17 protein-coding genes are annotated in these 18,411 nt (G+C 35.6%); 12 read left to right on the top strand and 5 right to left on the bottom strand.

Features of this window, described 5'->3' with window-relative positions; genetic code table 11:
- Nucleotides 1-34 precede the first annotated feature (34 nt).
- The gene (locus tag HNS38_RS04975; protein ID WP_172346090.1) at nucleotides 35-931 is read right to left on the bottom strand and encodes a DMT family transporter; all 897 of its coding nucleotides are present in this window, start codon (nucleotides 929-931) and stop codon (nucleotides 35-37) included.
- Between the two features lie 220 nt (nucleotides 932-1,151).
- Between HNS38_RS04975 and HNS38_RS04970 the strand changes: the two genes are divergently transcribed.
- Nucleotides 1,152-2,075: a DMT family transporter gene (locus HNS38_RS04970; protein WP_172276022.1), complete on the top strand. Its 924-nt coding sequence runs from the start codon at nucleotides 1,152-1,154 to the stop codon at nucleotides 2,073-2,075.
- Between the two features lie 32 nt (nucleotides 2,076-2,107).
- Here HNS38_RS04970 and HNS38_RS04965 read toward each other — a convergent pair whose 3' ends face one another.
- Together HNS38_RS04965 and HNS38_RS04960 are read right to left on the bottom strand one after the other, a co-directional pair.
- Nucleotides 2,108-2,743 (bottom strand): flavodoxin family protein, encoded by a 636-nt coding sequence (locus tag HNS38_RS04965; RefSeq protein ID WP_172346089.1) that lies wholly within the window; start codon nucleotides 2,741-2,743, stop codon nucleotides 2,108-2,110.
- Nucleotides 2,744-3,242: 499 nt separating this feature from the next.
- On the bottom strand, nucleotides 3,243-3,644 hold the full coding sequence (locus HNS38_RS04960; protein WP_172346087.1) for a hypothetical protein: 402 nt from the start codon (nucleotides 3,642-3,644) through the stop codon (nucleotides 3,243-3,245).
- A gap of 383 nt (nucleotides 3,645-4,027) precedes the next feature.
- Between HNS38_RS04960 and HNS38_RS04955 the strand changes: the two genes are divergently transcribed.
- The 6 genes from HNS38_RS04955 (at nucleotide 4,028) to HNS38_RS04930 (ending at nucleotide 10,961) form a co-directional block, all read left to right on the top strand.
- The gene (locus HNS38_RS04955) at nucleotides 4,028-4,432 is read left to right on the top strand and encodes a Fur family transcriptional regulator (RefSeq protein ID WP_172276028.1); all 405 of its coding nucleotides are present in this window, start codon (nucleotides 4,028-4,030) and stop codon (nucleotides 4,430-4,432) included.
- 5 nt (nucleotides 4,433-4,437) lie between these two features.
- Entirely contained in the window at nucleotides 4,438-4,791 is a 354-nt protein-coding gene (locus HNS38_RS04950) for a hypothetical protein (protein WP_172346086.1), read from the top strand.
- Nucleotides 4,792-4,840: 49 nt separating this feature from the next.
- Nucleotides 4,841-7,258 carry a TonB-dependent receptor gene (locus tag HNS38_RS04945; RefSeq protein WP_172346084.1) on the top strand — a complete coding sequence of 806 codons (2,418 nt, stop codon included), beginning with the start codon at nucleotides 4,841-4,843 and terminating at the stop codon, nucleotides 7,256-7,258.
- Between the two features lie 48 nt (nucleotides 7,259-7,306).
- Nucleotides 7,307-7,747, top strand: coding sequence for a DUF4625 domain-containing protein (locus tag HNS38_RS04940; RefSeq protein WP_172276032.1), 441 nt, complete (start codon nucleotides 7,307-7,309; stop codon nucleotides 7,745-7,747).
- A gap of 239 nt (nucleotides 7,748-7,986) precedes the next feature.
- On the top strand, nucleotides 7,987-8,478 hold the full coding sequence (locus HNS38_RS04935) for a DUF4625 domain-containing protein (protein ID WP_172346082.1): 492 nt from the start codon (nucleotides 7,987-7,989) through the stop codon (nucleotides 8,476-8,478).
- A gap of 404 nt (nucleotides 8,479-8,882) precedes the next feature.
- Nucleotides 8,883-10,961, top strand: coding sequence for a tetratricopeptide repeat-containing sensor histidine kinase (locus HNS38_RS04930; protein ID WP_172346081.1), 2,079 nt, complete (start codon nucleotides 8,883-8,885; stop codon nucleotides 10,959-10,961).
- A gap of 107 nt (nucleotides 10,962-11,068) precedes the next feature.
- On the opposite strand, the gene trpS is transcribed toward HNS38_RS04930, so the two are convergent.
- Nucleotides 11,069-12,040: a tryptophan--tRNA ligase gene (gene trpS, locus HNS38_RS04925; RefSeq protein WP_172276038.1), complete on the bottom strand. Its 972-nt coding sequence runs from the start codon at nucleotides 12,038-12,040 to the stop codon at nucleotides 11,069-11,071.
- A gap of 192 nt (nucleotides 12,041-12,232) precedes the next feature.
- On the opposite strand from trpS, the gene HNS38_RS04920 reads away from it, so the two are divergent.
- Together HNS38_RS04920 and HNS38_RS04915 are read left to right on the top strand one after the other, a co-directional pair.
- Entirely contained in the window at nucleotides 12,233-13,405 is a 1,173-nt protein-coding gene (locus HNS38_RS04920) for a hypothetical protein (RefSeq protein ID WP_172346080.1), read from the top strand.
- Nucleotides 13,406-13,449: 44 nt separating this feature from the next.
- Nucleotides 13,450-14,019 (top strand): FMN-binding protein, encoded by a 570-nt coding sequence (locus tag HNS38_RS04915; protein ID WP_172276042.1) that lies wholly within the window; start codon nucleotides 13,450-13,452, stop codon nucleotides 14,017-14,019.
- 1 nt (nucleotide 14,020) lies between these two features.
- On the opposite strand, the gene HNS38_RS04910 is transcribed toward HNS38_RS04915, so the two are convergent.
- The gene (locus tag HNS38_RS04910; RefSeq protein WP_172276044.1) at nucleotides 14,021-14,656 is read right to left on the bottom strand and encodes a redox-sensing transcriptional repressor Rex; all 636 of its coding nucleotides are present in this window, start codon (nucleotides 14,654-14,656) and stop codon (nucleotides 14,021-14,023) included.
- Nucleotides 14,657-14,948: 292 nt separating this feature from the next.
- Here HNS38_RS04910 and HNS38_RS04905 point away from each other — a divergent pair, with 292 nt between their 5' ends.
- Genes HNS38_RS04905 through HNS38_RS04895 form a run of 3 tightly spaced genes read left to right on the top strand, consistent with a single transcriptional unit; the run spans nucleotide 14,949 to nucleotide 18,301 of the window.
- Complete coding sequence (locus HNS38_RS04905; RefSeq protein WP_172276046.1) at nucleotides 14,949-15,206, top strand: (2Fe-2S) ferredoxin domain-containing protein; 258 nt, start codon at nucleotides 14,949-14,951, stop codon at nucleotides 15,204-15,206.
- Nucleotides 15,207-15,219: 13 nt separating this feature from the next.
- Nucleotides 15,220-17,118 (top strand): [Fe-Fe] hydrogenase large subunit C-terminal domain-containing protein, encoded by a 1,899-nt coding sequence (locus tag HNS38_RS04900; protein WP_172346079.1) that lies wholly within the window; start codon nucleotides 15,220-15,222, stop codon nucleotides 17,116-17,118.
- Complete coding sequence (locus HNS38_RS04895; protein WP_172276050.1) at nucleotides 17,111-18,301, top strand: SpoIIE family protein phosphatase; 1,191 nt, start codon at nucleotides 17,111-17,113, stop codon at nucleotides 18,299-18,301. The genes HNS38_RS04900 and HNS38_RS04895 overlap by 8 nt, the downstream gene beginning before the upstream one ends.
- Nucleotides 18,302-18,411: the final 110 nt, after the last annotated feature.

The raw sequence follows: 18,411 nt of genomic DNA, 5'->3' as shown, positions 1-18,411 counted from the left end.
GAATTATGTAATTTCTTTTAATTGTTTAGTACCCCTATATAAAAAACATAGCCACACCCAAAACACTCAAGAAAGCTCCAGCAACCTCAGCCCAACTCACTTTCTGTTTATACAAAACCACAGCTGGTAGAATTATTAAGACTGGAACAATAGCCATAATGGTGGAGGCGATTCCTGTATTGGTATTCTGAACGGCAAGCAGAGAAAAGGAAACACCAAGAAATGGTCCGAATATAGAACCTACCACAATACCTCTTAAGGCCAATTTATTTTTAAAAGTAGCTGTTACATTTCTCCATCTTCTTAAAAAGGTGATGATGATGGCAAATCCAATAATGCCGACAATAACACGAATTTGAGTAGCTGCAAAAGCATTATATTCTCCCATTCCGTATTTGCTTAATACAATTCCTCCTCCTTGTCCGAGTGCGCCAATAAAGGCAAAAAGCAGTCCTTTAATTGGGAATTTTAATTTGGCTTTCTTTTCGCCACTGGGTTTACTCCAAATGGCAATTCCAATTCCCGATAATACTAACAACATTCCAGCTAAGCCTTTTAAATTCATGGTCTCTCCAAGGGCAATCCATCCAAAAAAGGCAGCCATGGGTGGCGCCAAGGTCATCATGAGCATGGCCATTCTTGAGCCAATTTGAGGATAGGAGGCAAAAAGAAAATAATCTCCGATAATAAATCCAACTACACCCGACAATCCAAGCCAAAACCACATATATGTAGTGGCATCTACTGGAAAAGCAATCCCTCTACTAAAATAAGACATGATACTTAAAAGGACGATGGCAAATAATAATCGAATGAGGTTTACGGCAAAAGGGCCTACACGTTTAGTGGCCCCTTCAAAAGCTAGTGCCGTAATGGTCCAAAAAACAGCAGTCATTAAGGCTGCAAACTCGCCAAAGTGTGATTGAAACATGGTCTATTTTTGATTTGCACAAATGTAGAAATAAATTAATGCATTATTATTAATCTGAAATAGACTAGATTATTAATTTGCTTTGAGGATACCAAGGTTTTAGAAAACACTAAAATGGAAATTATTCCTTATTGGGAATTGGCATGATCTGCAAAATAAAGATTGTATCATCAGCTTTTGCGTGCCCAAACTAAATTCCGTTCATTTGCAGCTGAAATAGATGAGCGATAAAAAGAACGAAATACAGACGAATAATAAGCTGATAGGATTTGCATTTGCACTTTTGGCCACAGCACTCTGGTCGGGGAATTTTGTGGTAGCTAGAGGATGGTCAGCAGAGATACATCCCTTTAGTTTGGCGTTTTATCGTTGGACAGTAGCAGTTTTGGTGTTTACTCCTTTTGCGCTGAATTCAGTAAGACGAGATTGGAAAGCCATACGAGCAAAGCTTCCCTATTTAGCCATTACTGCGCTGTTGGGAGTGAGTACTTTTAATACGCTCATTTACTTTGCTGGCCGCAGTACCACAGCCATCAACCTTTCCCTCATTGCACTCACTTTTCCTATTTTTATACTCATTTTATCCAGCCTTCTCTTTAAAGAGAAGATTACCCTAAAGAAGTCTTTAGGAATACTGATTGTATTAGTAGGTGTATTGAGTATTATCAGTCAGGGGCAGCTTTCCAGACTCCTCCAATTGTCATTTCATCCGGGTGACCCATTGATGTTGATGGCGGCTTTTACGTTCTCTATTCATAGCATGTTGCTCAAACGAAAACCTGCTGCAATATCGGTGATCAGTTTGCAATACATGACCTTTCTCATTGGACTCGTCATACTTCTGCCTTTCTATTTGGTGAATAAAAGCCTGCAGACAGAACCCGAAATCATCACAATGCCCATTTTTGCTAGCATCCTCTATATTGGTATTTGTGCTTCACTCATATCATTTGTTTCATGGAATAAGGCCATCGAAAAAATTGGCGCTCCTTCTGCTGGGATGATTTACTTCTTGCTTCCCTTATTTAGCGGAATTGCCGCTTGGGTATTTTTGGGAGAACACTTGCAGGTTTATCACTTTATTAGTGCATTCTTGATTGTTACTGGGATTATGATTGGCACCCGAAATATTCGTGCAAAATAGAATCAATGTAAAAGTCATTTACTCTATACGATTTACCTCACAAAATGAGTATATATTTTCTTCTCTTGTTCTGGTGCTTCCACCTTACCTTTTCCGTGCTCCCTCAACTCTAATAGATAAGCCATATTCTTGCCCAATACTCTCATAATTTGTATACCTTCTTCATCTTGATGAACCTCGCCAGGCATAGTTCCATGTATCACATTCCAGTAGTTAGAAGAAGCCAACATCATTTCTGAATAGTTCATATAATTGTTTAACTCGTTGAAGGTGGGTAAGCCTCCTGAACGACGAACCGCAACTACAGAAGCTCCTACCTTATGACGGAACATATTTCCATTCACACCAGATACATAGAATGCCCTATCAAGGAATGATTTCATATTGCCCGCCAAGGAAGCATAATGCACCGGAGAACCCAAAATAAATCCATCCGCTTGTTTCATTTTTTGAATCCAATCGTTAACAGGGTCTGTTTTCGCCACACAGGCTTCGTTCTTATTCTTAGCACACATACCACAAGCCGTACAAGACCTAATATTCTTAATACCCACTTGTATCATCTCCGTTTCTATGCCTTTGGCTTCTAATTGCTCACATACTATTTTTAAAGCTTCGTATGTATTCCCCGCTTTACGAGGGCTTCCATTAAATGCTAATATTTTCATTCTGTTTATTTTTTTTGTGTTATACGATTAGGTATTATCTTCAGGTATTTCTTTTAATTCATAATTAGTGCCTCTTCCTTCTTTTGCAGTATTTGCCCATTTTGAATTATTTAATTTTTCTTCAAAACTTTCTCATTATTTATTAAGCATCAATCTCTGACGACTATTCAAGCCTGTCCCTTTATGAATCTCCCAGAAGTTAACTTTATTAAGGACCTTTTTTAATGTAGTATCTGTTGCTTTTAATGCGCTATAAATACATACACTTTGTCATTTTCTTGCTTACAAGAATAATACTTTTATTTACCGCAAAAATAAGGAGATTAATGGCTTCAATCACCGCAGCAAAATTTTTCTTTTGTTTGTAGGAAAGGATTGGTGTATGTTTAGTAAGGAATATATACCCAATTAAAAAAAGGTGAATATCAGAGTTGTAATCGAAACGTAAAAACTTGGTTGTTTATGTTCATTAGGTGTTATTGTGCTGAATTCAGGCTGTTTAAGATGCTTGGTTTTTAATAAGCATTTTCTTTATCGTAATTTCATAGCTTAAAATGGCAAGAATACACCCCATTCCACTGGCAAGGATATCGTAAACATCAAATGTTTTAGAGGCGGTAAAAAAAGGGAAGAATTCTTCAATTATTAGAAAGATAAAAATGATAGCCACGTAGAGGTAGTAATAAGCCTTTCTGTTTTTGTTATTTGACTTGATTATTCTTTCAAAAGGAAGCAAACTAAACAAATAGGCACCTAAGAAATTTGGCAAACTACCTACTATAATTGAAACAACCTCATTGTTTTGGAATGCAGGTCTTAAGTATTCCTTATTGATTACAAAAAGAACTAAAACAACTATACCAGTGAGGACAAGCCTAATCCTTATCTTCCGTATATTCATCCCATTAGTTTTTTCATTAATCTGGTTTTTCAAAATGATTTCAACTTCCTATATATTCACTTTTATTAACTATATCTTAGCTCAAATTGCGGATATACTTATGTTTTATCAAAAATAAAACACCAGAAACTTATCAAAAGGCTATAAACTAAATAAGAAACGGATTTTTAATTGTCTGATTAAATGTTAGCCCAAATGTAGGAATTGTTTTTAAGATAATACCTTAAATGCTCTTGCGGAATTAAGGTAATAGATGAAAAGGTTATTTATTTATCCGAAATCATCATATTTAGCTTAGCTAGATTTTAACAAATATTTTCTTTTATGAATCACAAAACAAAATACCTTTGCACCATTGTTGCATTTGAAATAGATTTGCATTTATGAAACCAGTGGATATTTTAAATAATCATCATCTCAAACGAACCAGTTGTCGTGAGGGAATTCTTAAGGTAGTGCAGACTGCCAAGCAAGCCCTATCTGAAAATGAGATTAGGGAACGTTTGGAAGGGAATTATAATCGAACTACTTTTTACCGTTCTTTTAAGACTCTTGAAGAGCATCATATTATCCATAAAATAGTTATCGATAATCAGCTGGTCAAATATGCGCTGGATAATACTGTTACGCATAAAGAGGAACATGCACACTTTTATTGTAAGGAATGTAATACTGTTAAATGTATGGAGAATATCCCGGTTCAAAAATATCAGTTGCCCGATGGTTATTCCGATACCGAAACCGAGGTTTTAATTAAAGGACTTTGTTCCATATGTAAAAACCAATAGAATACTTGACAAAACACAGATTACATATTGCCAGCATTTTGTTTTGGATATTTTTATTTCCAATCATATTCCAATCTATTCATATAGTTTGGCATCACGATCATGAACACCATTGTGAGCATGAACTTGCAATATCTGGCAAAGGAATACATCAAAACCATCAAGCCTTTTGTGAAAAAGAAGATAGCTGCGATATCTGTGAATATCAATTAACCATTAATGATTTACCTAGGACTTCTTTATTTCCTAGTTTCATTCCAACTATTAGCTTTAAAACTAAAGAGATCGCTCCTAAGCTTCCTCTCAAAATAAGATTTTCTAACAAATCGCCTAGAGCACCACCGTTTCAGCTTTCTTAAACGACATTCTACAGATTTTTAGGTATTTATTTCACTCAATTATTTTAATATGAGCAAGTTTTTCATGCTTTTAATAGGCATGGCTTTTCTTTATAATGCTTCCTATGCGCAAATGCATTTTGAGCTTAAAGGTATGGTTGTTGATGAAAACAACCAAGCCTTAGCCGGTGCATCCGTATTTCTTTTTCCAGTGAAAAAAGGCAGCATCACCAATGCTAATGGTGACTTTGTGATGGAGCATTTACCAGCAGGTAAGTATAAAATAGAAATTTCATTTATAGGTTATCAATCATTGATAGATACCATTTCTATAAATGGTCACAAAACCATCAATTATCAATTAGAGGTGAGTGCACTTAGCCTTCAAGAAATTGAGGTAAATGATAATTATATAGAAAATAGAAAGAAAGAAGAATCGCTTAATGTAGAAATTGTAAATGAGGAGTACCTGAAACAAAACCTAGGTGGTAGTTTAATGAATTCTCTAGAACGATTACCAGGGATAAGCAGTATTGGAATTGGTTCGGGCCAGTCGAAACCTGTTATTCGAGGACTTGGGTTTAATAGAGTGGTGGTGGTGGAGAACAATATAAAGCACGAGGCTCAGCAATGGGGTACCGACCATGGCCTTGAAATTGACCAATATGCTGTAGATAATATTGAAGTCATTAAAGGTCCTGCCTCGCTAATGTATGGTTCAGATGCCATTGGTGGAATCATCGACATGAAAAAAAGGGAAATACATGCTAAGAACTCCTTTGGTGGTTCTGTTGATTTATTAGGTAAAACTAATAATGATTTACTGGGTACTTCCATTTCCATGTTTATGAGAAAAAACTGGTTCTTTGCAGATATTCGTGCCACTATAATGGATTATGGCGATTACAAAGTCCCTACTGATAGTGTTGATATTTATTCTTATCGTGCTCCTTTGTACAATAATAACTTACGTAATACAGCTGGTAAAGAAAAGAACCTACACCTATCCTTTGGGATGATTAAAGACCAATTTCAAAGTCATTTTTACATCAGCAGTGTGAACTCGAAAAGTGGTTTTTTTGCCAATGCACATGGTTTAGAACCTCGAAACATAGACACAGACTTGCATGATCAATCCAATAGAGACATTCTATATCCTTATCAATTGAGTCGTCATTTAAAGGCCACCAATAGCAGTTTCTATAGATGGGATAAGCTGAAAATTGAATTAGACTTGGGCTATCAGCGAAATTTCAGACAGGAATGGAGTCCGTATGTACAACATGGCTATATGCCTGCGGTTTTTCCTGATTCAATGGATTTTAACCCAGACCTAGAACGACAGTTCACGAAAAATGTATACTCTGGTCATCTCAAGTTTCATTATGATTTATCAGAGAAAGCGGAACTGAAATTTGGCTTAAATAGTGAGTTTCAAGATAATCAAATTGATGGACGTGGGTTTATCATTCCTGAATATCAGCAGTTCAATATGGGCGGCTTTGTATTTGGGAAGTATTTTCTTTCTGAAAAAAGCATTATTCAAGCAGGAATCCGATATGACTATGGAAATATTGAAACCCAAGAATATTATGATTGGTTTACATCCCCAGTTATTGAAAATGGGGATACCACTATGCAATATTTGCAGAGAGCTGAAAACATCAACAGAAGCTTTTCAAACTTTACTTGGTCACTAGGCTATAATTATAATCCTGGTAAATGGTCCTATAAAGTCAATATTGGTAAAAGCTTCCGAATGCCTATAGCTAAAGAATTGGCCGCAAACGGAGTAAATTATCATCATTTCAGCTACGAAGTGGGTAATGCCAATCTATCACCAGAAATATCTTATCAGATAGATATGGGATTGGAATATCATAATAAAAGATTTGCTATTGGAGCCACTCCTTTCTTTAACTATTTCACGAATTATATTTATCTGAATCCAACATCTGAACACGATAGACTTTATGGTAATGGCAACCAAGTATTTTATTATACTCAAAGCGAAGTATTAAGGTATGGTGCTGAATTACACGCTCATTTTGAGCTTTATAAATGGCTACAGCTTGGGCTTATTGGTGAATATGTATATTCTGAGCAAATGTCGGGAGAGAAAAAGGGCTTCACCTTACCCTTTTCGCCACCACCCTCTGGAATTCTTAATGTTAAATTCCAACAGCCAAGCATAAGCTTTATTAAAAATGCCTATTTCTCGGTTGATTATAGGATGACAGCGGCCCAAAACAATATCGTTCCTCCCGAAGAAAAAACCGATGGATATCAGGTGTTTAATCTGAGTTTTGGAGGAGATGTCAATTTAAGAAATCAAAAAATAAACATCTCGATGCAGGTGCAAAACCTGTTGAATACTAAGTACTTTAATCATACCAGCTATTACAGGATGATTAATGTACCTGAACCGGGGAGAAATTTTATTGTCAATATTTCCATTCCCTTTTCAGGAATAATAAAAGAAAAATAATATGTATAACGAGGTCTGCTAAATCAGCAGACCATAAAATTAAAAACAATGAATACAAGAATCCTATTAATTTCGATTGCATTGATAACAGCTATTGTTTTCTCCTCCTGTACAAAAGAGGATGAAATAGCAAAGCCAGTCATCACTATTCATGAACTGGGACATGGAGATAGCCATAGTAACGATTATGCTGTTGCTATTGGTGGTGATCTTCATATGGATGTAGATATTGTTGCCGAAGGAAAGATAAACACCGTTCAGGTAAGAATCCACCCCGAAGGAGAACATAAAGGAGAGGGTGAACATGAGGAATGGGAAATAGATACAGTCTATACCAAATTCTATGGGCTTAAGAATACTACTTTTCATGAGCACCTAGAAATTGACAGTCTTGCTGAAGCAGGAGACTATCATTTCGATTTTATTGTGACTGATTTAGAAGGTAATCAAAGCAGCGCAGAAGCTGAATTACAACTTATTGAAGAATAATTTAAATAGAAGAGGCTGTCTGAATGTTGAGAATCATTAGTTTCGCTTTTCATGCAGCCTCTTGTAAAACTTTTGAGGTATTCAAATTAGTACTTATTCAAAGACAGAGGCCTAAAGCCCTAATTTAATGCGGTTCAATCTTTTTTCGTTTGCCCCAGCCCCAAGGGGAGTGAAAAAAGCATCCTCTAAATTAATTAGATATATAGTTCGTTATAAAACCCTCAATAAAACTTTTAACCATGAAAACGTTTAAATATTTCATTTACTCATTGCTTATTTTATTTATAAGTATTTCCTGTAATAAGGATGAAGACATAGATACCGAGAAACCTCAAATTGACAATAGCTTTGCAGGGGCTTTTCCTATGAATTGTGATACCTTATATTTTGGTGAATCTTTTGATTTGAAAGTATTATTAAAAGATAATACTGAATTGGGTTCCTATAGTATTAGCATTCATAATAATTTTGATCATCATTCCCATACTACAGATGTCTCAGAATGCAGTCTAGACCCTATCAAAACCCCAGAAAGCCCATTTGTATCTATAGAGGATTATAGCATTCCTTCTGGTCAGACAGAATACGAAACCAATGTAAGCATTATAATTCCTGCTAATAGTGGAGGTGAGTCTTTCGATGAAGGCGATTACCATTTCTTTATTAGCCTAACCGACCAAGAGGGTTGGTCAGCACAAAAGGGTATGAGTATTAAAATGCTTTATCGATAGAAGCTTTTTAAATAGAATTAGAGCAGAAAGTCGGTAGGATGATAGTAAGGTTTGTTTATCGCAATAGATTTCTCCATACAGCTCTTCACTCTGTTACGAGCCTTCTGTCGAAATGATATTACCTTGTTTTCTGGAGCAAAGGCAGCGAGGACTACTTGTGGAAATTAAATGCGTCCTCGCTGCCTTTGCCTAAACCCCTATATATCAATGTCATTTCGTCGACCAGTGGGAGGAGAAATCTAAATACTTTCCCGATAGGGGTATATTACAAGCTTTTTTACAATAATTGCAATATTTTCACTGAAAACTGATTATAGCTAGTTGGTATATAATAGCTATATATGAATAGCCATTGCAAATCCTCTTCCTTTTTACTATTTTAGCATACCACAAAACCAAAAGGAATGAAAAAATATTTAAGCTTCATATCCGTTATCTTTCTTTTCTCTTATGCTTATAGTAAAGATTCAATGCCTCCTCAGCATGCAGATAGTTTGATAGAGGTTTTGGAGAGCAGAAGCACTAAGGATACCATTCGTGCTGAATTACTCAATGACATTGGTTTTGAAACCTATACCACCGATTTAGAGTTAACTAAAAAATATGCAGTTGAGCTTCTTGAGCTTTCCAAAGAAATTAACTATGAGGTAGGAATAGTGAATGGGTATAATTTACTGGGGATTTATTATGACTATACAGGAGATTATAATGAAGCCTTGGAGCAATATGGTATGTCCTTGCGAAAGGCGGAGCAAATCCATTCCATGAGTGGTGTTTCTGCAGGGCTTAATAATCTGGGAACCATCTATGAGATTTTAGGACAGTACCCTCAAGCCTTAAATTATTATCAAAGGTCCTTAGATATAGATTTTGAACGAGAGGATTTAAAGGGTGTAGCCAATTCTTATTTGAATATTGGGAATTTATATGAGAATCTCCACGATAATGAGAAAGCCATGGCCTATTATCAGAAATGCTTGGTTTTATCTGATTCCGTTGGTTTTAAGAAGTTGATGGCTTATAGCCTTTTAAATATTGGCTATTTATATAATAGTTCCCAAGAGAATGAGAAAGCAAGACAGTATTATAAGAGATCTATAAAGATTTCTGAAGATAATGATCAGCAAGAAGGTGTTTTATTGGCTTGTATGATGATGGGTATTCTTGATAAAGAGGAAGGAAAGCACAGTACTGCTAAAACCAATCTGAATAGGGCTTTGGAAATCAGTATCAAACTGGGATCCATTTCTCAGGAGCGATATTGTTATTTTCATTTGGCCGACGTAAACTTCAATCAAGGAAAATATAAAGAAGCGCTTAAGCTAGTGAAGTTATCCTATGTTGAAGATGAGGATAGTGATAAAAACTTAAGAATGAATGCTAGCGAATTGCTATCGAGTATTTATGCTGCAGCTAAAGACTTTGATAAAGCCTATAAGTATCATGTGATTTTTAAAAGCCTTCAAGATGATTTGTTTAATGAGAAGAATATTCAGGAAACCGTTAACTTGGAATATCGCTATAAATATGAGAATGAGAAACAGGCTTTAGTGCTAGAACAAGAGAAAAAGGATGCCATAAATCAAGTTGAACAAAACCGACAAAGAGCAGCTCTATATTTTTTAATTATTATATCTTTATTGCTAGCCCTTATTTCTATATTTATTTTATATAGTTTAAGACAAAGAAGGACTGCAAATCAGCTGCTTCGAGAGCAAAAGAAAGAATTAGAGGAGGTTAATCAATTACTCGTCAAGCAAAAAATGGAGATTGAGGCTGTGGCTAAGGAGCTCGAAAAAGCCAATGAGACGAAAGACAAGTTTTTCTCCATCATCGCTCACGATTTACGTTCTCCTTTTACTACTATACTAGGCTTTTCTAATATTCTACTCGAAAGTCATGAGGAGTTTGACAAAGAATCGCTTGAAACCTTCCTCGGTAAAATTAAAAAGGGTTCGGAGACTGCATTAATCTTATTAGAGAATCTTTTCAGCTGGGCCCACTCCAATGCTGGAGGTATTAAATTTTCTCCCAAATCTTTAGAACTTGAGCCACTGGTGAATAGGGTTTGTAGATTATATGATAGTGGAGCCAATAGTAAACTCATTACGCTCATTTGTGAAGTCCCTCCAGAATCAAAAGTTTATGCAGATGAGGAAATGCTAAGAACCATCATTAGAAACTTGATATCGAATGCCATAAAATTCACCCAAGAGGGCGGAGAAATAAAAATCTCAGTGAAAGTAGAGGAGGCTTATACAAAGCTTCATGTAACAGATAATGGCATAGGGATGAGACAAGAACAGGTGGAGCATCTTTTTGAGTTGAACAAGAAAACAGTTACACGAGGAACCTCCGGAGAGAAGGGAACGGGATTAGGTTTGGTATTATGCTATGAGTTTGCCCATCAGCATGGTGGTAGGATAGAAGTGGAAAGTAAAGAAGGAGAGGGGACGGAAGTTATTGTTATTTTACAAAATTGAAGTATTCTCCATCTTGGGTTTTAATAAAATGGCAGTAGTATAGAATTCTATAAAAAAACAGGTAAGGAAAACCCCAACCTGCTTTATCATATTTTATATTCTGGATTTTATTTAAAACCCAGTTTTGCTCTAACTCTTGCCATTACCGCTGAACTCACCACCCTAGCTTTAGCAGCACCTTCCATAAGAATAGCATCTAATTCTTCAAGATGACTCATATAGTACTCAAACTTCTCACGTGGCTCGGCATACTTCTCTAAGACTAAATTTAAAAGCTCAGTTTTGGCATGACCATAACCAAAATTACCTGCTAAGTATTTCTCTTTTAATGCGGCAGTTTGCTCTTCAGTTCCAATAAGTGTATATAATGCAAATACATGACAAGTATCTGGATCTTTAGGCTCCTCCAAAGGCGTGCTATCGGTTTTTATTCCCATAATTTGTTTCTTCAACTGCTTTTTAGGCAAGAAGATATTCACCAAATTGTCTCTAGATTTACTCATCTTGTTTCCATCAACACCTGGAACATATTTAGTTTCCTCATTGGTTTTTGAATCAGGAATGATAAATGTATCTCCCATTTGATTATTAAAACGAGAAGCAACATCGCGGGTCATTTCTAAATGTTGCAATTGATCTTTCCCAACTGGAACATAATTGGCATCATAAAGTAAAATATCGGCCGCCATAAGCATTGGATAAGAGAACAGTCCAGCATTGACATCCGATAATCTATCGGCTTTGTCTTTAAATGAATGGGCTAATGTTAATCTTTGATATGGAAAATAACAGCTTAAATACCATGATAATTCAGTGGTTTCAGGAACGTCACTCTGGCGGTAGAAAACCGTTTTTTTGGTATCTAATCCCATAGCTAGCCAAGCTGCAGCTACTCCATTAGTGTTTTGTTTTAAAACTTCACTGTCTTTTATCTGCGTTAAAGAGTGCATATCAGCGATAAACAAAAACGATTCGTTATTGCCATCATTGGCCATAGCTATTGCGGGCTCAATGGCTCCTAGTAAATTTCCAAGGTGAGGGACTCCAGTGCTCTGAACTCCTGTTAGTATTCTTGCCATATTGTATTATCTATAATTTCACGCAAAAGTAAACATATTTGAGAAAAAACCTCTTTAAGACATACATATACAGCTTAAAATATTGAAAGAATACAAGCCGGAACCAGAATACCTAAATATAGGTATTGCCAATCTCCTGCTTCTGTATGCATATTTGCAGCAGAAATATTACAAATCAAAAAAACCATAGAAATGAGAAAATTAATTACTGTTATTCTATTATTGGGGAGCTTAGGATTATGGGCGCAAGAAAGTCAGCTAGAGATGAATTCTGCTGATAGGCTCATGGATATAAGAGACCAAAAATTAATAATTGGGGGTTACGGACAGATAGATTATAATCAACCTTTAATAAAAGACCAAAGCAATAATGGAACATTGGATGTTCATCGTTTGGTATTATTATTTGGTTATAATTTCACTGAAAAATTACAGTTGTTTACCGAAATTGAATTAGAACATGTGAAAGAGGTATATGTGGAACAAGCTTTTTTAAATTATAAATTCAACAACTATTTTCAAGTTAAAGGAGGATTGATGCTCATTCCAATGGGAATTATAAATGAACTTCATGAACCTACAGTATATTTTGGAGTAGAACGTCCTTTATTAGATAAAAAAATAGTTCCTACTACTTGGAGAGAAATTGGTTTAGGAATTCATGGTAATATTCAGGAAATCTCCTTAAAATACCAATTATACATGGTGAATGGGTTCTTGGGTTATGACGATCAGGCAAAATTTAGAGGTTCTGATGGATTTAGAAAAGGACGTCAGAAAGGTGCAGAATCAATAGCTAGCAGTCCAAATCTTTCTGCTAAAATCGATTATTACGGAATTCCTCGTTTGAAACTTGGTTTGGCTACTTATCTTGGGAAATCACAATCTAATCTATTTGATGGTTTACCGGATAACGATCCTCAATTACAACAGCAAGCTGACAGTTCAATTGTTGATATAGCTATGTTTGGAGTAGATGCTACCTATAGAATTGAAGGAATACAATTACGCGGACAATTGGTTTTCGTAAATAATGGAAATGTAGATCAATATAATGACTTTGGTGGTTCTGATTTAGGACAACAAATGTTTGGATATTATGCTGAAGCTGGATATAATGTTTTCAAAACTACAAAGTTTAAATCAGAACTTATCCCATTTGTAAGATACGAGTTTATCAATACACACCACGAGACTGTTGGATTTGAACCTAATAAGAGTTTCGAAACTCAATTGATTACCAGTGGTCTCAATTGGAAAATCAACTCTGGTGTTGTTTTAAAAATAGATTATCAATGGATTAAAACAGCTGCACAATCAAAGTATGACCACGCATTCAATGCCGGTCTTGGTTTCGTATTTTAAAGGCCATTGAAACAAATATATATTGAGAATAATAACACAAAAGAATGATATATAAGATTTTCATATTCATTATAATGCTCACTCCCATCACCGAAATATTTCGGTCGGGAGTGGGTTTTAATCATGGAATAGAAAAAAGAATCAACAGAAACCTCGTTAAATATTTTGAAAAGGAAAGTTTCAATAAGAAAACAATCGCTGTTCACGATAGTATTTTGACTAAAACCAATAGCTACTTCTATCAGGTAGAAAATACTTTAAAAACTAGAGGAGGTTATATGGTGATTACTATTGCCAATGGTTGTAAAGTTGGAGGTTGCGATGTGGAGCATGAAGTGGACGAGGAGTTTGAGCAATTTTGGGTCTATAGCTTTTATAGTTCTGAAGCTGAGTTATTGGACTTGAAAATTCTAGATTATCAATCTGAGCATGGTTATGAGATAACGAGTAAATGGTGGTTAAAGCAATTCGTAAAACACCAGAAAGAAACCTATAGGTACGGTAAAAATATCGATGGAATATCGGGAGCAACTATTTCAATAAAATCAATGATTCGGGAGATGAATTATTTAGAACAAATTATGCCTGCCGTTATCTTACTATCAGCTAAATAATCTACTTTTTATTCTTCATTTTGGCAAAATATGCTACTTTCTCAAGAGAAGTAATCATATCATATTCCTCCAAGTATACGTGAGCTGGAACATTCATAGGGCGAGGCGTATAATTCAAAATTCCTTGGACTCCTGATTCTACTAGAGCTTTAGAGGTTTCTTCAGCTACTTCAAGTGGGACTGACACAATTCCAATGGAGATATTCTTTTCTTTAATCACACGATTCATTTCATCGATATGATAAATAGGGATACCGTCAAATTCTGTTCCTACTTTATCTTTATTGGTATCGAAAGCAGCAGCTATGCTTAACTTGTCTCTTCTATCGTGAAAATATTTCATTATAGCACGACCTAGATTTCCCGCACCAATAATGGCAACATTCTGTCCTTCTTGTTTGTCAAGAATTTCTCCTATTAAAGTCACCAACTCTTCAACATTATATCCCTTTCTCAAAGTACCTGTATATCCAATTAACATAATATCACGACGAACTTGTACTGGAGTAATATGGTGAATATTAGCTATTTCATGAGAAAAAATATGAGTCTTTCCTTTTCCCTTACAAATCAATAAGTTTCTACGGTATTGACTTAATCTCTCTACTGTCTTATCTGGCAATGTGTTCATATTCATGTAGTTTCAAGTTGGCTATGGAGTTGATGTTCTTTCGCAAAGCCTGTTATTTCGCAAACAAAGTTAATCAATTTTGTTATTTATTGAACACTATTCATAATTTTTCATTTTAGACTCTTTATCAAGAACATTTCTAATTTAATAGTATATAAGCTAAGTACTGCATTGGCTTGGGTAAGATGATTAAAAATAGTTTATTTTTGTTAACATGTGTAATAGCTTTTCGGTACTCATTTAATTGAATGGATATCCTTGTAATTGAGCTATATTAATAATAATCTAAATCGGAACGATGAAAAAACATGAGATTAGTATTTGCATGGGAAGTTCGTGTTTTGCCAGAGGCAACAAAGCCACCTTGCAAAAGATAAAAGAGTATTTGGTTAAGAATGATATTGAAGACAAGGTATTATTTCGAGGCAACCGCTGCTTCGACAAATGCGGCAAAGGCCCCAATCTCATGATAGATGATAAGATGTTTCATCAGGTAAATGCTGATAATGTGGAAACTTATCTAGATCAATTTTTTAGCATATTTCGAATCTATTAAAAACTCATAAACTATGGATGACTATTTGATGAAAATCAACATTGAAAAATGTGTTTTATGCTATGCATGCGTAAGAAATTGTCCAGTAAAAGCTATTGCAGTATCCTCCCAAGAAGATCCCCCTATTCAAATTATTAATGATAGATGTGTAGGTTGTGGGGCTTGTTATGAGGTTTGTCCTTATGATGCTGTTGAATATAAAAGTAGTGAAAAAGAAACCAAGGAATCCTTAAAAAGCAAAGAAGCCGTTATCGCTCTTTTGGCGCCTAGTGTAGCAGCTGAATTCCCTGATATCACTGACTATAGGAAGTTTGCTCAAATGCTTCATCAACTTGGTTTTAACAAAGTATATGAGGTAGCACTTGGAGCTGATCTAATTGCTAAAGAATATAACGAACTATTTAAAAAATCACGTGGGAAATATTACTTGACTAGCAATTGTCCAGTGGTAGTGTCCAATGTGGAGAAATTTCAGCCCGAATTAATTAACAACCTTGCTCCAATAGTTTCGCCATGGGTAGCCATGGCGAAGGTGTTAAAAAAAGAATATGGTGATGCTTGTAGAATTATATACGTAGGTCCATGTATAGCTGCTAAAGAGGAGGCCAAGAGATATGCCGACCAAGTAAAAATTGATGCTGTTCTAACTTTTGAGGAATTGCGTAAAATGATCGACGAGTCAGGTTTAGTGGAGAAGAATTTGAGTTATGCTGAGTTTGATGGACCTATTGCCAACAAAGGATACTTGTATCCTATAAGTAATGGGTTGCTCCAGATTATGGAGAAATCGGAAGACTTAATGGATTCCAAAGTCATTACCTGTGAAGGTCATGTGGATTTTGTAAATTCACTTTCAAACTTTAATAACGATGTCACTGAAATCAAAAAGCATTTAAATATCTTTTATTGCAACGGTTGTATTTCTGGTCCTGGAATCAAGAAAACTACAAGTAAGTTTGTGAAGCAAAATAAAATAGTAGAGTTTGCCAAAAAACGCAGAAAAGACTTTGATCAAAAGAGTTGGGAAAAAGCAATGCAGTCTTATGGAAAAATAGATTTTTCTGCCAGTTTTGAGCTTAACGATCAAAGGATAGCCACACCTTCAAGCGAGGAGGTTGATAATATATTAGGGACTATCGGTAAAAATAACGACCATAGTGAAAATGGTTGTGGCGCTTGTGGATATAAAAATTGCACTGAATTTTCAATTGCTATTAGTAAAGGTTTGGCTGAACCAGACATGTGTTTTACCTATACTTTCCGTAAGAATAAGCAAACCATAATGGAATTGAGTAAAGCCAATCAAAAAATGGAAGAAACCAAAGCCCAATTAGAAACCAGTAAAAGAGAAGCTCATGCTGATAAACTAGCCATGGAAGAAGCTCATCAAATTACGCACTCTATGCTTCAGGAATTGCCATCAGCCATAGTTATTGTTGATAAAAAGTTAAAAATTATTCAGGCCAATAAAGGCCTAATCGATTTGTTGGGAACTGATGCTAAAGACATAGCAGAAGTAATACCAGGTTTGGTGGGTGCCGATCTTAAGAGCTTTATTCCATTCAATGTTCAAAAGCTTTTCAATTTTGTGTTGAACTCTAGTGATAATATTATCAATAGAGATATTCATTTGAATGATGAAATTTATACTGCTTCTTTCTTCTCTATTAAGGAAAAAGAAATAGTTGGAGCGGTATTAAGGAATATGCAACAGCCTGAAATTCAGAAAGAACAAGTTATGGAGCGTGTTACTGAAGTCATTGATAAAAATCTGGAAATGGTACAAAAAATAGGATTCTTATTGGGAGAGGGTGCTGCAGAAACCGAACAGATGCTCAACTCAATTTTGCAAACCTATAAGCAAGCCCCAAGTCAAGAAACACAATTTAACATCAGTAAACTAAATGAATAATCTGGAAAATAGTATTCATATTGATGTCAATTGCCAGCAAATCAATCACGAAGGTGAGCGTATTTGTGGAGATGTTTTTGTGAGTAAAAAAATAGAACAAGAGAATAGAATCATCTGCGTATTATCTGATGGAATGGGGCATGGAGTCAAAGCAAATATGCTGGCTACTCTTACGGCTACTATGGCGGTTAATTTTGCCAAAGAGCATAAAGAACCAACCAAGATTGCCGAAATTATTATGAAGACACTTCCTGTTTGTAGTGTTCGACAAATTAGTTATTCCACCTTTACTATTATCGATATTGAAATAGGTGGGCGGGTTTCTATTTTAGAATATGATAATCCACAATGCACCATCTTTAGAGGAAGTGAAATATTTGATCCAGGGTGGCAATGTCTTCTTCTAGAGGAGGGGAAGAACAAGAAAGAATTACTCTATACATCATTTGAACCTCAAAAAGAAGACAGAATATTGTTTTGGTCAGATGGAATTGCTCAGTCAGGTTTAGGTAGCGAAAGGTATCCTTTTGGATGGGGAGTAAGTGATGCGGTGAAATTTGTTCGTGATAAAATAGCAAAGAATCCAATTATTTCGGCTCGTAAGCTGTCAGTACTTACTGTTAACAAAGCTTTTCAGAACGATCTCTATCATTCCAAAGATGATACCAGTACGGCCTGTATTTATTTTAGAGAACCCAGAAAACTACTACTCAGTACTGGACCTCCCATTAGGAAATCATCGGACAAGGAATTAGCAGAAATAGTGAGGAGTTTTCCAGGAAGAAAGGTTGTTGCAGGTGGAACCACCGCTGATATTATTGCTAGGGAATTCGGTGTGAAGATAGTGGATAGTCTAGATTTTGACGACCCCGATTTACCGCCAGAATCACACATGGATGGAATCGATTTAGTTACAGAAGGAATTTTAACTCTGAGCAAAGTGGCCAACATCCTTAAAAACTATACCAGTGATCAGGATTTGGGTGATGGCCCAGCTGACAAAATGGTGAAGATGTTTATCCGTAGTGATGAAATACATATTCTCGTTGGTACGAAGATTAATATCGCTCACCAGGATCCAACACTGCCAGTTGAATTAGAAATTAGAAGAACCGTGGCCAAAAGGATAGCTCGTCTTCTTGATCAGAAGTTTTTAAAGGGTGGGAGTGTGAAGTTTATCTAGTTCTTGTCATAATATGCCAATTTTTTCGTTACGCTTGTTCTGAAAACAGACATTTACAAAAGTAAACTTACTGTTATTCAGGGATTCGCAAGTCTTAAGTTTGACGTCTT

This window comes from Lentimicrobium sp. L6 (genome assembly GCF_013166655.1).
Lineage (GTDB): Bacteria > Bacteroidota > Bacteroidia > Bacteroidales > UBA12170 > UBA12170.
This window is presented reverse-complemented; position numbering and strand designations above follow the sequence as displayed.

Bases quoted from the DNA above. Each gene is read 5' to 3' on its own strand.
- HNS38_RS04960 (WP_172346087.1), bottom strand. From the start codon at position 3,644: ATGAATATACGGAAGATAAGGATTAGGCTTGTCCTCACTGGTATAGTT.
- HNS38_RS04900 (WP_172346079.1), top strand. From the start codon at position 15,220: ATGGATGACTATTTGATGAAAATCAACATTGAAAAATGTGTTTTATGC.
- HNS38_RS04915 (WP_172276042.1), top strand. From the start codon at position 13,450: ATGATATATAAGATTTTCATATTCATTATAATGCTCACTCCCATCACC.
- HNS38_RS04955 (WP_172276028.1), top strand. From the start codon at position 4,028: ATGAAACCAGTGGATATTTTAAATAATCATCATCTCAAACGAACCAGT.
- HNS38_RS04935 (WP_172346082.1), top strand. From the start codon at position 7,987: ATGAAAACGTTTAAATATTTCATTTACTCATTGCTTATTTTATTTATA.
- HNS38_RS04895 (WP_172276050.1), top strand. From the start codon at position 17,111: ATGAATAATCTGGAAAATAGTATTCATATTGATGTCAATTGCCAGCAA.
- HNS38_RS04965 (WP_172346089.1), bottom strand. From the start codon at position 2,743: ATGAAAATATTAGCATTTAATGGAAGCCCTCGTAAAGCGGGGAATACA.
- trpS (WP_172276038.1), bottom strand. From the start codon at position 12,040: ATGGCAAGAATACTAACAGGAGTTCAGAGCACTGGAGTCCCTCACCTT.
- HNS38_RS04920 (WP_172346080.1), top strand. From the start codon at position 12,233: ATGAGAAAATTAATTACTGTTATTCTATTATTGGGGAGCTTAGGATTA.
- HNS38_RS04970 (WP_172276022.1), top strand. From the start codon at position 1,152: ATGAGCGATAAAAAGAACGAAATACAGACGAATAATAAGCTGATAGGA.
- HNS38_RS04910 (WP_172276044.1), bottom strand. From the start codon at position 14,656: ATGAATATGAACACATTGCCAGATAAGACAGTAGAGAGATTAAGTCAA.
- HNS38_RS04940 (WP_172276032.1), top strand. From the start codon at position 7,307: ATGAATACAAGAATCCTATTAATTTCGATTGCATTGATAACAGCTATT.
- HNS38_RS04905 (WP_172276046.1), top strand. From the start codon at position 14,949: ATGAAAAAACATGAGATTAGTATTTGCATGGGAAGTTCGTGTTTTGCC.
- HNS38_RS04975 (WP_172346090.1), bottom strand. From the start codon at position 931: ATGTTTCAATCACACTTTGGCGAGTTTGCAGCCTTAATGACTGCTGTT.
- HNS38_RS04930 (WP_172346081.1), top strand. From the start codon at position 8,883: ATGAAAAAATATTTAAGCTTCATATCCGTTATCTTTCTTTTCTCTTAT.
- HNS38_RS04945 (WP_172346084.1), top strand. From the start codon at position 4,841: ATGAGCAAGTTTTTCATGCTTTTAATAGGCATGGCTTTTCTTTATAAT.